Origin of the sequence: Geobacillus sp. PK12, assembly GCF_004123125.1 — a bacterium.
Taxonomy (GTDB): domain Bacteria; phylum Bacillota; class Bacilli; order Bacillales; family Anoxybacillaceae; genus Geobacillus; species Geobacillus zalihae.
On the sequence record NZ_SDKL01000003.1, the window covers coordinates 58,475 to 72,151 of the forward strand.

Genomic DNA, 13,677 nt, shown 5'->3' on the forward strand with positions numbered 1-13,677 from the left:
GCTGAATCCATTGTTTTCGGCCGAAAGAGAAGCGTTGATTTTGCAAGACTTCTCTATTTGAAAAAAGTCCATTTTCTGTGATTTTTCACGAAATCACCGGCCTTCTATACCTACATTTTCTTCTTGTAAACTCGTTCCGGCCGCCCAACGGATCCATAGGCAATATCGGCCGTCACCTGGCCGACGGAGACGAGATACTCCAAGTAACGGCGGGCCGTCGTCCGGCTGGTTCCGATTTGCCGCCCCACTTCTTCAGCGGTGATGCCTTCTGCGCACTGTCTCACAACCCCCAACACTTTTTCTAAGGTCAACGGCTGAATGCCTTTAGGCAACATAGGCTGTTCCTTAACGGACACTTCTCTTCCCATTAAGGCATCAACCTCTTCTTGGCCAATCCACTCTTTCTCTTTCACCCACCGCTGCATTTTGTCATAGTACTCTTTATATCGATGCAATGTGTCGGCGAATCGGTCAAACATAATCGGCTTGATAATGTAATCAAACACTCCGCCATGCAGCGCTTGCTTCAGCGCCTCCACTTCTCGTGCTGCGGTGATCATAATAATATCGATATCGGAAAAACGCTCTCGCACCCATTTCAAAAACGAAAGGCCGTTCATATCGGGAAAATAGACGTCAAGCAACAACATGTCTGGCCGCAACACCTCCGTCAATTCCCTTGCCTCTTCAGCGTTCGTGGCGATGCCGACCACTTCATAACCGTTCACTTTCTCGACAAAGCGCCGATTGATTTCCGCAATGCGGCGGTCGTCTTCAATAATCAGTACACGAATCGGCAACATCGGTTCCCTCCTTCTAGCCTTGGCGGTCCTGCCGCCCGACATGGGCTGGCCGCTTTGGGATCATGATGGTAAATACCGTGCCTGCTCCTTGCTCAGATCGATACGTCATTTGCCCCCCGAGCATTGTCAACGCCCGGTTCACTAGATCAAGCCCATACCCCCGCCCTCCGGCAGCCTTCGTTGAAAAGCCGCGCTCGTAGATCCGTTCCGCTACAGCTGGGTCAATGCCTAATCCGTTATCCTCAACCTCAATAATCAAATCATTGCCAAGGTCAGTCAAAAAAACGGCCACCCGTTTCTCTTCCTTTCCGTTATGGAGAACGGCTTCCATGGCGTTATCTACTACATTTCCAATAATGGTTACTAGATGGTCCCGGTCCATCCATGGCGGCACATCACGGAAACTGCTTTCCCGATCGATCTCAAACACAATTTTCAGCTCGTTGGCGCGATTGAACTTGCCGATCAGCAGACCGCCGATGATCGGATCCGGAATTTCTTTCATGACAAACCGGACGATGTTTTGTTGCAAGTCGGTCTCTTTTGCGATCAGTTCAAGCGCTTCCTCATACGATTCCAGTTGAATCAGGCCAGAGATCAAATACAGCTTGTTGGAAAATTCGTGCGTTTGCGCGCGCAAGGCATCGGCATAACTGCGAAGCTGCGATAACTCTTTGGTCAAGCGATACAATTCCGATTTGTTTCGAAACGTCGATACCGCTCCGATCACACGCCCTTGCTTGTCTTTGATCGGAATGCGGTTGGCAATGACGGTTTCTTCCCCTAACACCATTTCATCGTCAAATTCTGCCTGCCCCGTCCGAATGACTTCAGGCAGCCTCGAGTGGGGAATAAGCTGCAAGATCGGCATTCCCAGCACATCGCGTTCGTTCTCATACCCAAGCAGCTTCAGTGCCGTTCGGTTGACCATTGTAATCGTTCCCTCTTGATTGATGGCCACCATTCCTTCGCGAATCGCCTCTAAAATCGCTTGCTTTTCTTGGTAGAGCAAACCGATTTCTTCCGGTTCAAGGCCATGAATCGATTTCTTCACCGCCTTGGCGATCGCCACGGCCCCCACCGCTCCGAGCAAAAGGGCAAGAACAGAGAAGAGAAAAATCTTCAGGCTATATGACCACACCGTTTGTCGAATATCCTCTAGCAAAAAACCGACCGAAACAATGCCGATCACCTGTCCGTTTTCATCCAAAACCGGCGCTTTTCCGCGGATTGCCGGACCGAGTGAACCGACCGCCTCCGAAATAATGGCCTTGCCTTTGAGCACCTCACCGTTGTCGCCCCCGACCATCGGTTTGCCGATCCGGTCCGGCAGCGGGTGAGCATAGCGGATTCCTTGGCGGTTGCCGATGACGACGTATTCCGCCCCTGTCTTTCGGCGAATATATTCGGCAAACGGCTGCAAGCGCACGGACGGATCGGGGTCGCGGAACGCCTCGCGCACAAGCGGGGTGGACGCGACGGTTTCCGCCACGTTCAGCGCCCGCATGCCGATTTGTTGTTTGATAGTCTCCGCGAACATATGTTGGAATAAAAACGTAAGAAACACGATGACAAACAAAAGCAGCGAACAAATGATCATCATCAACCGTGTTTGCAGTTTCATCGTGCTGTCCTCCAAACGGAAAAATGAAAAGAAAGACCATCCTCCACTAAAGGAAGAAAGCCTTTCTTTCTATTATTACATATCTTCATTGACAATGACGGTTTTTCCTCGTAATTTCATGAAAAACGGCACGGCAATCCACAATAAGGCGATGACCAACAAGACGAGCGAAATCGGCTTTTCAACGAACACGAGATAGTCCCCGTTGGATGCCGTCAACGCCCGGCGCATGTTGTTTTCAATCATTGGCCCCAGCACAAGCCCCAATACAAGAGGCGCGAGCGGGTAATCGTGTTCCGCGAGCCAATAGCCGAGCAAGCCAAATGCCAACAACAGAAACACATCAAACGTCGTCACTTGCACCGCATACACGCCGAATACAGAGATGGCGATAATGAGCGGCAACAAATACTTCGTCGGTGTTTGGATGATTTTCGCAAATAGTTTCACAAGCGGCATGTTGAGAATTAACAACATCACATTTCCAATGAACATGCTCGCAATCAATCCCCAGGCGACAGCCGGATGTTCATCAAACAACAGCGGACCTGGCTGGACGTTGTACATAATGAGCGCTCCCATCAAAATCGCCGTCGTCCCGGACCCCGGAATCCCGAGCGTCAACAGCGGAATCATCGCGCCTCCAGACGCACCGTTGTTCGCCGACTCGGGCGCCGCGACGCCGGCGATCGTCCCTTGGCCGAATTTTTCTGGATGTTTGCTGATTTTCTTTTCAAGAATATAAGAGAAAAATGAGGCCAACGTCGCTCCGGCTCCCGGCAGCACGCCGATGAAAAATCCGAGCAGCGACCCGCGGGCGATCGGTCCGGCACTTTCCTTCAAGTCCGATTTGGTTGGCAAGATGCGCCCGATTTTAGCAATTTCCCCTTCGTTCGTTTCCCGATGGAGAATCGCTCTAAACACTTCTCCCAACGCAAACAACCCGACCGCTACGGTTAAAAACTCCAGCCCCCCATACAAATAGGAAATATTGTACGTGAAGCGTGCGACGCCAGAGACGTTGTCGAGCCCGATCGTGGAAAGCAACAAGCCGAACACTGTCATGATCCATGCTTTCGTCATCGATTTGCCAGCCAGTCCGCTCACCGCGGCGAGCCCCAGCAGCATAAGCGAAAAATACTCCGCCGGACCGAACTTCAAGGCGACATTGGACAGCGGCTCCGCTAATAATACAAGGCCGATGAGCGACACAATCCCCGCCACAAACGAGCCGATCGCCGCAATCGCCAGCGCCGCCCCGGCCCGGCCTTGCCGCGCCATTTGGTAGCCGTCCAGCGTCGTGACAACAGACGATGATTCCCCGGGCGTGTTTAACAAAATTGACGTCGTCGACCCGCCGTACATCGCCCCGTAATAGACGCCGGCCAACAAAATGATCGAACTGGCGGCCGCCTGCTCGGGACTCAAACCCGATGTCATCGACGCCGTCACCGGAATGAGCAGCGCCACCCCGCTCATCGGTCCGATCCCAGGAAGCACGCCGACCGCCGTGCCGATCAACACCCCGATAAACGCAAACAGCAAGTTATGCGGCTGAAGCGCCGTCTGAAATCCGTCAAACAAAAACGATAGTGTGTCCATGATGCCCCTCCTTTCATTGGAACCAAATCGGCCAGCTCGGCAATGTTCCTTGCAACAGTTTCACATAAAGGCCATATACGCCTAACGAAAAACCAGCCGCAATGGCGATCGATTTCCACAGCGCCCCTTTTTCCATCGTTTGAAAGCCGATGACAAGAAAGAGAAATGTCGTGATCACATATCCAACCGTTTCAAGCAACGCCGCATAGAAAATGGCGGCGATGAAAATGACAAGAAACTTTTTATATTGCCGCGGCAGTTTCTCCCCTGTTGCGCCTGAATAATTTCTTGTCTCAAACAGCAGTTTTATGCTTAATAAAACCAACACAAGTCCAAGCAAAAACGGAAACACATTCGGCCCGACAGCGCTGCCGTAGGCGCTTTTCGATATGCGCAAACTTTCCACCATAAACAAAGCGCCCACAGCCAAAAACGCCACCGCCGCGATCCGGTCAGCCGTTTTGTTCATCGCTTTCCCTCCCGCTTTTGGAAAAAGGGGAAGAATGCTCTTCCCCCTCGAGTTATTTATGCATCCCAAGCGACTTCAGCAGGTCGCCGACTTGCTGCTCTTGCTCTTGCAAAAATTTCGTAAACTCTTCCGAATTGCGGTACTCTGCTTCCCAACCTTGTTTTTGCAGCTCTTCTTTCCATTTTTCATGCTCAGACAGTTTTTTCAATGTCTCTTCCCAAAACGCTTTTGCTTCCGAAGACATTTCCTTCGGCCCGAACACGCCGCGCCAAATCGTAAACTCGGCATCAACGCCAAGCTCTTTCATCGTCGGCACGTCTTTCAGCACTCCGCCGAGGCGTTCTGGAGCCGAAACCGCCAACACCCGCACTTTGCCGGCCTTCAAATATTCCCCAACCGAAGACGCATCCGTCGCAATCACATCCGCATTGCCGCCAAGCAGCGCCGCCATCGCTTCTCCGCCGCCATCGTACGAAACATACTTGACTGATTTCGGATCGATGCCCGACTTATAGATCGGCAAAATCGCCACTAAGTGGTCCATCGACCCTGGCGCCGACCCTCCAGCGACAGTGACCGATTTCGGGTCCTGTTTAATGGCATCGAGCAATTGGGTCAACGACTGAAATTTGGAATCTGCTTTCACGACAATCGCGCCAAAGTCTTTTGTCAACTGGGCGAGCGGGGTTGTGTCTTTGTAGCCGAACGGGCTGTTCCCTTCTTTTTTCAGGTTGTTGATGATAATCGGCGGCGAGTTGACAAACAGTTTGTAATCGTTTTTGACATCCTGGGTGGCGTACTCAGCCATAAAGACCGCCCCGCCGCCGCCCGGTTTATTTTCGACCGTCATCGTTTGTTTGACGAGCCCCGTCTCATCGAGCACTTTCGTAATGGCGCGGGCCGTTAAATCCCAACCGCCGCCCGCCCCAGACGGAGCAACAATCGTAATCGGCTTCGTCGGATAGTTTGAGGCCGATGAGCCAGAGTTCGAACCGGATGATTTCGACCCCGCCGATTCATTGCCCCCACAGGCCGCCAAAGCCAGTGTCATCATCCCTGCGGCGAGCAATCCCCACCATTTCGTTTTCTTCATTTCTCCCTTGCCCCCTTGTTTTTTGATAACGTTTTCAATCACAACCTTACCATGCCGCGGGATGAGCGTGAAGTTTTTGAAAATAAAATGAATTTTGTGCATTTTGTTCATGGAGGTATAATCAGACCTGATATCAAGCACCTAGCGGAACGCTGGAGTCTCAAAACAAAAAAAGACCGCCAGCCTTCAAGGCCGACGGTACATAAAACGTTGGTACAGTGCATACTTTCTGACGTTCGTTCCTCATCTTTCATGTGACCGGACGATCATCCGTTTTCTACAATCGATCACTTACGAATCAGTGATTTCCTCTACCTCTTTTGCCACCGCCAACTGTCCTCGTTAGATGGCCGCCTTTTGTATTGGATTCCCCTACTCTTCAAGCAATTCCCGAACATCTTGCTCTGGAAGATCCACCAACCTAGCAATGTCTTCCGCCTTCATTCCTTTGCGCGCCATGTTGCGGATCAGCTGTTTCATTCCCTGTTTTATCCCCTGTTTCCTTCCCTTTTGCTCATAGGAAATGATCAGCTCCAACACTTGCTCTTTTTCTTTCGTTTCCATCGCCCTCACCTCTCTTTGTAGTTGTTGCTCTTCCTCCTCCGACAACTTCACATATGTTTCAAAAAAGCCCAACAAGAGCCGCTGCCTCGCTTCATCCAGCTCCAATCGCACCAACATGCGCAAAAACTCTTTTTTCAACTCGACTTTCTCACTTTCAGTATACCCCATTTTGCTAAGAAGGGCAGCCGCAATCGGATTGTCATGCCGGATGTAGTCCCGCCAATGTTTCTTGCGCAGCTCCACGGGGAAAAAGCGAAACTGCAGCACGTCGCCAAAGGGAAACTCGATTGAGAACACGGACGGTTCCTCGCGAAGGGCCTCATAGCTGAAGACAGCGATCGGAACGATGCGGGTGCGGTATTTTTCAAACAAACGGCTGAAATAGATAAACATGCGCTCTGGAAACGATGGTTGCACGTAGCTTTGATTCTCCACATGAACAATGATCAGCCCGTCTTCCCCTTTCAGCTTCGTCTCGACCAATAGATCGACGCGGTATTTTTCGCCTGCCGTGACATCGGTAAACAGTTCTTCGGACAAAAAGGACAAATGGCGGAAATCGATGTGTTCGTGGATGTCGGGGAAAAAGAGGAGAAGAAACTCTTCGAAGAACGTTTGAATCAGCTCTTTGAACAATCGGTCATGGTCAATGGCCATTCGATCACCCCTCTTTGAACGTGTTCGATTCTATCCATTCGCAAACAGGGGGTGAAAATCCTGCATGGGGAACAGAAAAAGTTGTGCTGTACTGTATAGTGCTTTAGTCCCACGCAGGTACGATAAAAACAAAAGCCGGCTATGGGTTTTATTTAACTACTTATGGTTTCAATCCCTCATAGGTACGATAAAAACTTATCGGTGATGCTTGCGCCTATGTCGGCGACATCAGTTTCAATCCCTCATAGGTACGATAAAAACGATAACGTGAAACAAAAGGAGAGGATTTAGATGGAGTTTCAATCCCTCATAGGTACGATAAAAACTCGAAAGACCGGATTTGCAACGTATGCTTGACGATTTAGAGTTTCAATCCCTCATAGGTACGATAAAAACGAGGATGCTTTAGATAAAATCGGGCAGGCCGTACTGTTTCAATCCCTCATAGGTACGATAAAAACCCGGCCGGTTCGTTTAGGATTGGGATTGAATTTTAGTTTCAATCCCTCATAGGTACGATAAAAACGATATGAGGGATGACAATGAAAATAAATGAATTTGAAGTTTCAATCCCTCATAGGTACGATAAAAACCTCAATAGTTTGTGCTGTTGGGTTAAAGCTCTTCTGGGAGTTTCAATCCCTCATAGGTACGATAAAAACGATTTTAGCGATGATGATACATTGATTACTACACTCATGTTTCAATCCCTCATAGGTACGATAAAAACCTCAATTGCTTCATATGCGATTGTGCCGTTCCCGCAACGTTTCAATCCCTCATAGGTACGATAAAAACCCGTGCGGAATTGATTTACAATTGCTCGCATCACTATTGTTTCAATCCCTCATAGGTACGATAAAAACTCGCGAATATGATCCGACTGCCCTGTGAGGGCTTCTTTTGTTTCAATCCCTCATAGGTACGATAAAAACTTTCACGGCCTTGAAAAATGGCGTGCTTGCAGTGATGTTTCAATCCCTCATAGGTACGATAAAAACGGTGGAACAGCAGATCGTGGAACTGTGTCGCCAGGGTTTCAATCCCTCATAGGTACGATAAAAACAATAACTAACCCGTGGTGCTATATAGCTGTCTGAGAATGTTTCAATCCCTCATAGGTACGATAAAAACCCCAAAGAATGCGCATAAAATCAAGCTTTTCCCCTTTTGGCTGTTTTCAGAATATCACGTTTCAAAAATTCTGTCAATACTGTTGAGCCGTGTTGGTTGTAGGATTTTGACGCAAAAAAACATTGTCGTCGATCCCCCGGGATTTTTGCACGATTGGAGGTCGACGACATTTGCAAGACGGTCAGTTTTTGTTTTTCTCCATTCTTCCGTACTCGTCCTTCACCGCCGCCACAAGCGGGTGCCCACTCTCAAGGCCTGCATATTGCCGAAGCGCGCCTTCGATCCCGTGCTGGGCGATTGTTTGTTGAAGGGCAGCGGCTTCCGCATCGCGGGCATCATCGAACCGCAGGAGGGCGGCGATTCCTTTAGCCAAGCCTTGCGGGGCGTTGCCGAATAAGGCGCAATATTGCACGGCTGGCGCGACGAGGCGGTCGTTCGGCCCAAGTTTGCGGATCGGCGAGCGGGCGACACGGATGATGTCGTCGGACAGCGCCGGGTTCATGAAGCGCCCGATCGTCGTCTCGATATACGCGCGGTGCTCATCTGCCTTCCAACCGTGCTTTTTCACCAACACCGCTCCGGATTCGCTGAGCGCCTGTTCGACATCCGCCCCAATGGCGCTGTCTTTCATCGCGTCTTGCACGGTTTCGTATTGCTTGAGGTAGCCTAAGTAGGCGGCAAGGGCATGGCCGGTGTTGACAGTAAATAACTTTCGTTCAATATACGGCCCTAAGTCAGCGACAAAATGCGCTCCTTGAATCGGCGGAACCGCGCCGATGACGTTGCGCGTTTCAATCGCCCATTCGAAAAACGGCTCGACCGTCACCGCCAGCGGATCATCGTTCGTTTGGTTTGGCACGATGCGGTCAACCGCGCAGTTGAGAAAGCCGACCGACTCGCCCGCCAGCTGTTGTTCGGCTTCGGAAAGATGGGCAAACACGTGCTGCTTCAACGTCTCCGTGCCGCCGATCATATTTTCGCACGCAATGACATGAAGCGGAGCTTGCCGGGCGGCCAGCCGCTGCTTGAGCCCATCGGCAACAAGGGGGGCGATGGCCGGCAAAATGTGCGGGCCGACGGCGGTCGTGACCAAATCAGCGGCGGCGATCGCCGCGATGACTTGCTCCCGCTCTGTTTGGCTGTTCAACGCCGAGACGCCGCGCACCCATTGTTCTTCTCGCTGCTCGCCGGCGACAATGACGCGATACTCCCCCCGCTCCTTGAGCAGGCGGACGATTTGTTCGTTGACATCGACAAAAACGACCTTATATCCCGACGCCGCCAGCAGACTGCCGATAAAGCCGCGGCCGATGTTGCCGGCGCCAAAGTGGACGGCCCGCATCAGCCGTTCACCTCATGGAGCAGCGCAAGAATTTCTTCTTCTGTTTTGGCGTTCGCCATTGCTTCTACATGATCCGCTTCCGCACATACAAGCGCGAGTTGGGAGAGAATGTCCAAATGTTCGCCGTCTTTACCGGCAATGCCGATCACGATCGTGGCCATGTTGCCGCCGCCAAAATCGACGCCGCCTGGAACTTGCACGATCGAAATGCCGGACTGTTTCACGAGCGCTTTTGCCGCTTCCGTTCCGTGCGGAATGGCGACGTTGTTGCCGATATACGTGGTTGTCAGTTCTTCCCGCTCAAGCATCGCATCAACATATGCCGGGGCGACATATCCTTGCTTAACCAACACCTCGCCGGCGAGACGGATCGCCTCTTCTTTCGTTTTGGGTTGGGCATTTAGCACAATGTTTTCTTTGTTTAAAATCGAATGGGTTACCATCGTTTTCACTCCTTCATTGATGTCCAGTAATGATCAAAAAATTGCTCCAAATGGGCGCTGACAAGTGAATACACTTCTTCCTCGCCGCCATGCGCCAAAACGGCAAGGCTTTGCTCATCCTTCACGAGCAAGGAGCTGACCTCGCTTAACACAGCGAGCATCTCCTTATCGGCATCTGACGGCCCGAGCAGCAGCACAACCGTGTTGATCTCCATCGGCTCCCCGTCCATGCCGGGCACCGTTTGCGGCGCATCAAGTCGGTACATCGTCAGAGACGGACGAAGGACAGCGAAGCTTCGAGCGTGGTAAAGCGCCAGCGTCGTGCCAGGGACGCCAAGCCCGCCAAGCGACTCGCGGCGCCGCAGCTCCTCGATGACGACATCGGCATCGACAATGACGCCACTTCGTTCAAGGCGGCGGCACGCGTCCGTCAATATTTCATGAACAGAGCGCCTCTTGACCACCTCGAGGGAAAAACCGTCCAAAATGTGGACGATCGTCTCGCTGATGCGCCGAACCGCCTTCATCGTGTCGATGGCTGGCCTGTTTCGCCGTGCGGTTGACTCTTTCCTCATCCGCTTTTCAGCGGCCGATTTTCGCTCTAAACACTCGCGAATCTTCCGCGCTTCCTCCTCGGTCAGCATCGGGCTGACGACGATATGCGGCCCATACTCCTCAGGAAGCGGCACGGTCGAGATGACGAGATCGTACGCGCTGACATCTTTTCCTTTCCATTCAAACGCGGAAGCTTGTTCCAGCGAAACAATGTCCGGAATCTCTTTTTTCAGCCTCGTCGCTAAAATTTTCGCCGTCCCAAGCCCGCTCGAACAAATGACTAACACCCGCCAGCCTTTTTTCTCCCGCATGAGCGCGGCCGCAAAATGGAGCACCAAATAGCCAATCTCCTCATCCGGGATCGGAATGCCGCCAAACAGCTGCCGCGCCCCATCTGAGACAATGGCGAACAGCTCCGCATAGTCTTGTTTGATTGGATCAAGCAGCGGATTGGCGACCCCCATTCCGTGTTCGAGGCGATACAGAGCCGGCTTTAAATGGACGACAAGGTCTTCGTATAACGTACGGTCGGCGGATAAATCAACGCCGAGCTTATCACTGACAAAGCGGATGAGTTGTTGCGCCTTCATGCCGACGGCCAAGCTTGGCTCTTCCATCATTGCTCCTTGACGGCTGCGCCATTTCGCTCCCATCAAGTGCATCGTCATATAGCCGACTTCTTCGTTAGGGATGTCAACGTCAAAGACTGTTTCTAACGATTCAGCGAGCTCATGCGCGATCTCATATTCTTTCGTCGCTTGCAACGCCTGCAGATCCCGCGGATCGAAGTGGATCGCTTCTCCCCGCTTGATGCGCTCCATGGCGAGCGCCAAATGGACGACGAAGGCGATGTACGAACTGTCGGCCATCGTAAACGGAAGCTTTTCTTTCACTTGCTCGATTTGCTGCTCAATGACAGCGAGCTTTTTTCTGTCCACAAGCCCGAGCAGCTTCTCCGCCACGGTGTCAAGCGGAGCGTCCGTCCGTTTTTGGATCGTCTCTTTCATCAATGCCAAAAATTCGTGTTCATCAACATGGCGGAACAACAAGTCGCTCATCAAGCGCCGTTTCGCCGATTCCGAACCGGCAAGCTCCACCCCGTATCCACGCTTGCGGATGAGCGAAAGCCCGTACGCTTCTACCGTTTGTTCCAATTTGTCCAAATCCAAGCTGACAGTGGCGACCGTGACGTTCAAGTCATGGGCCAATGTGACGAGTTTCACTGGCTCGTTGGCTTCCAACAGCGCAATTAAAATCATGAGCTGCCGCTCTTCGGGGGTGTATTCATGATGAGAAAGGCGAAACAGCTCTGCGGCCAGCGCCTGCTTCTTTTCCTCTTCCCCGACGAGGCGGATGCCGACTCCTGCTCTTTTCGCGAGCTTAAGCCCATAGCGGCGGAAGACCGATTCCAAACCTTGCAAATCACGATGAACCGTGCGGGCGCTGACATTCAGTTCCTCCGCCAATTCGCCGACTGTTATGTCCCTATCGTCCGCCAACAACCGTTCAAGCAACTTCCGCTCCCGTGCCGATACGTACATCGCCGTTCACCTCCCATCACGGAACAGCATTATTGACATTTTTGAAATAAATCTTTGCCTCTTCCATCCTTATTGTAAGGGCTTTTTTCTTGATTTGACAATGAATAGATGTTTCGTTTTCGTCATTGTTATTGTTGACAGTTTTTAATTTCACATTCATCGTTCCTTTCTCGGCGCCAAAGCAAACCGTGCTGGCCGGAAAACCGACCCGAAACAGCAGGCCGCTGCAAAACAAAACGCAGGGGAGCGCCGTTCCCCTGCGTCTCATGCCGATTTACGCGTTCTTTTTCAATTGCTCGATCAACTCGTCGTATTTCGGGCTGTTTAAGAAGTTTTCAACCGATACGTGGTAGGCGTTCGGCAATTTTGCTTTCGCCCGGTCGGTTAAGTTTTGGTGGGTAACGACGATGTCGGCATCGGCCGGCAGCTGGTTGATCGCCGTGTTCGTCACTTCGATATCGAGCCCGGCTTTTTGCACTTTGTTGCGCAAAATCGACGCTCCCATCGCGCTTGAGCCCATTCCCGCATCACACGCAAAGACAATTTTTTTCACCCTTACAGGGACGGCCTGTTCCGCCACCGCCGCTGCCACTTCCTCTTGTTGCTGCAACGCGGCCGCCACTTGGCTTTGTTTCCCTTTTAACTGTTGCATTTTTTCCGCCGCTTTCGCTAAATCTTCTTCCCCTTCCTTTTGTTTCGCCGATTTCAAGAACACCGACGCGACGAGGAACGATACCGCTGCGGCGACGAACACGCCGGCCAGCACGCCGAAGTAATTCCCTTTTGGCGTCATCGCCAGCAAGGCGAAAATGCTTCCCGGCGACGGCACGGCCACAAGCCCGGCGTTGAGGATGGTAAACGTGAACACCCCGCTCACGCCGCCCGCCATCGCCGCTAAAATCAAGACCGGACGCATGAGAATGTATGGGAAGTAAATTTCATGAATCCCGCCTAAGAAGTGGATAATCACAGCCCCTGGTGCCGACTGTTTCGCCATCCCCTTGCCAAACAGCCAATACGCCAGCAAAATCCCCAACCCTGGACCAGGGTTCGTTTCCAGCAAGAACAAAATCGATTTTCCGGTTTTCGCCGCTTGTTCGACGCCAAGCGGGCTTAAAATTCCATGGTTGATCGCATTGTTCAAGAACAGCACTTTCCCCGGCTCGATGAACAAGTTCGCCAGCGGCAACAAGTGCCAATCAATGATTTTTTCCACTCCTGCCGCTAACGTTTTACTGATCACAGAAATGACCGGGCCGACTCCTTTAAAGGCGAGCAGCGTCAACACGCCGCCGACGATCCCGGCCGAAAAGTTGTTGACGAGCATCTCAAACCCTTGTTTCACTTTTCCTTGGAAGAGCCCGTCTACCTTTTTGATCACATAACCGCCAAGCGGCCCCATGATCATCGCGCCTAAAAACATCGGGATTTCCGAACCGACGACCACGCCCATCGTCGCCGTCGCCCCGACGACACCGCCGCGGACGTCGTACACCATTTTGCCGCCCGTATAGCCAATCAACAGCGGCAGCAAATACGTAATCATCGGACCGACGAGCTTCGCAAACGTCTCGTTCGGCAGCCAGCCGGTCGGGATAAACAGGGCGGTAATCAGCCCCCAGGCGATAAACGCCCCGATATTCGGCATAATCATGCCGCTCAAATAACCGCCAAACCGCTGAATCTTCACACGGAAGCCTGTTTCGTTTCCGGTTGTATGCGTCATAAAGCTGTTCCTCCTTTTTGGCTTGACTGTACCTTTATCTTAAAACGCTTACAACCGGCCTTCAATGAGAAGTAAACGCGATTTTGTCAAGGGGGTTGTTGACAGGTTTTAAAAAGGAAAAGCC

Annotated in this window: 11 protein-coding genes and 1 CRISPR repeat array; all 11 genes read right to left on the bottom strand. The window is 51.8% G+C overall.

Translation table 11 applies throughout. The features are described from left to right. Window positions 1-110: 110 nt before the first annotated feature. A complete protein-coding gene (locus tag ETR37_RS02755) occupies window positions 111-803 on the bottom strand; it encodes a response regulator (protein ID WP_044743595.1) in 693 nt (230 codons plus the stop codon). Between the two features lie 13 nt (window positions 804-816). Next, on the bottom strand, window positions 817-2,427 hold the full coding sequence (locus ETR37_RS02760; protein ID WP_129446879.1) for an ATP-binding protein: 1,611 nt from the start codon (window positions 2,425-2,427) through the stop codon (window positions 817-819). Window positions 2,428-2,502: 75 nt separating this feature from the next. After that, entirely contained in the window at window positions 2,503-4,029 is a 1,527-nt protein-coding gene (locus ETR37_RS02765; protein ID WP_081212579.1) for a tripartite tricarboxylate transporter permease, read from the bottom strand. Between the two features lie 13 nt (window positions 4,030-4,042). Continuing rightward, a complete protein-coding gene (locus tag ETR37_RS02770) occupies window positions 4,043-4,498 on the bottom strand; it encodes a tripartite tricarboxylate transporter TctB family protein (RefSeq protein WP_015375035.1) in 456 nt (151 codons plus the stop codon). A 52-nt stretch (window positions 4,499-4,550) separates the two neighbouring features. After that, complete coding sequence (locus ETR37_RS02775) at window positions 4,551-5,591, bottom strand: Bug family tripartite tricarboxylate transporter substrate binding protein (protein ID WP_081132908.1); 1,041 nt, start codon at window positions 5,589-5,591, stop codon at window positions 4,551-4,553. A 372-nt stretch (window positions 5,592-5,963) separates the two neighbouring features. Continuing rightward, entirely contained in the window at window positions 5,964-6,812 is an 849-nt protein-coding gene (locus ETR37_RS02780; protein WP_050367358.1) for an Rpn family recombination-promoting nuclease/putative transposase, read from the bottom strand. 100 nt (window positions 6,813-6,912) lie between these two features. Next, a CRISPR array of direct repeats spans window positions 6,913-7,946; the repeat unit is 30 nt; unit sequence GTTTCAATCCCTCATAGGTACGATAAAAAC. 181 nt (window positions 7,947-8,127) lie between these two features. Continuing rightward, the gene (locus ETR37_RS02785) at window positions 8,128-9,288 is read right to left on the bottom strand and encodes a mannitol-1-phosphate 5-dehydrogenase (RefSeq protein ID WP_129446880.1); all 1,161 of its coding nucleotides are present in this window, start codon (window positions 9,286-9,288) and stop codon (window positions 8,128-8,130) included. Continuing rightward, window positions 9,288-9,731 carry a PTS mannitol transporter subunit IIA gene (locus ETR37_RS02790; protein ID WP_015375039.1) on the bottom strand — a complete coding sequence of 148 codons (444 nt, stop codon included), beginning with the start codon at window positions 9,729-9,731 and terminating at the stop codon, window positions 9,288-9,290. The genes ETR37_RS02785 and ETR37_RS02790 overlap by 1 nt, the downstream gene beginning before the upstream one ends. Before the next feature lie 5 nt (window positions 9,732-9,736). After that, the gene (locus ETR37_RS02795; RefSeq protein ID WP_129446881.1) at window positions 9,737-11,827 is read right to left on the bottom strand and encodes a BglG family transcription antiterminator; all 2,091 of its coding nucleotides are present in this window, start codon (window positions 11,825-11,827) and stop codon (window positions 9,737-9,739) included. Between the two features lie 16 nt (window positions 11,828-11,843). Beyond that, window positions 11,844-12,095 (bottom strand): hypothetical protein, encoded by a 252-nt coding sequence (locus tag ETR37_RS02800; RefSeq protein ID WP_129446882.1) that lies wholly within the window; start codon window positions 12,093-12,095, stop codon window positions 11,844-11,846. Window positions 12,096-12,101: 6 nt separating this feature from the next. Continuing rightward, window positions 12,102-13,553 (bottom strand): PTS mannitol transporter subunit IIBC, encoded by a 1,452-nt coding sequence (locus ETR37_RS02805; protein WP_129446883.1) that lies wholly within the window; start codon window positions 13,551-13,553, stop codon window positions 12,102-12,104. Window positions 13,554-13,677 lie beyond the last annotated feature (124 nt).

Excerpts from the sequence above, each read along its gene's own strand:
- ETR37_RS02755 (WP_044743595.1), bottom strand. The coding sequence starts at position 803 with ATGTTGCCGATTCGTGTACTGATTATTGAAGACGACCGCCGCATTGCG.
- ETR37_RS02760 (WP_129446879.1), bottom strand. The coding sequence starts at position 2,427 with ATGAAACTGCAAACACGGTTGATGATGATCATTTGTTCGCTGCTTTTG.
- ETR37_RS02765 (WP_081212579.1), bottom strand. The coding sequence starts at position 4,029 with ATGGACACACTATCGTTTTTGTTTGACGGATTTCAGACGGCGCTTCAG.
- ETR37_RS02770 (WP_015375035.1), bottom strand. The coding sequence starts at position 4,498 with ATGAACAAAACGGCTGACCGGATCGCGGCGGTGGCGTTTTTGGCTGTG.
- ETR37_RS02775 (WP_081132908.1), bottom strand. The coding sequence starts at position 5,591 with ATGAAGAAAACGAAATGGTGGGGATTGCTCGCCGCAGGGATGATGACA.
- ETR37_RS02780 (WP_050367358.1), bottom strand. The coding sequence starts at position 6,812 with ATGGCCATTGACCATGACCGATTGTTCAAAGAGCTGATTCAAACGTTC.
- ETR37_RS02785 (WP_129446880.1), bottom strand. The coding sequence starts at position 9,288 with ATGCGGGCCGTCCACTTTGGCGCCGGCAACATCGGCCGCGGCTTTATC.
- ETR37_RS02790 (WP_015375039.1), bottom strand. The coding sequence starts at position 9,731 with ATGGTAACCCATTCGATTTTAAACAAAGAAAACATTGTGCTAAATGCC.
- ETR37_RS02795 (WP_129446881.1), bottom strand. The coding sequence starts at position 11,827 with ATGTACGTATCGGCACGGGAGCGGAAGTTGCTTGAACGGTTGTTGGCG.
- ETR37_RS02800 (WP_129446882.1), bottom strand. The coding sequence starts at position 12,095 with ATGAGACGCAGGGGAACGGCGCTCCCCTGCGTTTTGTTTTGCAGCGGC.
- ETR37_RS02805 (WP_129446883.1), bottom strand. The coding sequence starts at position 13,553 with ATGACGCATACAACCGGAAACGAAACAGGCTTCCGTGTGAAGATTCAG.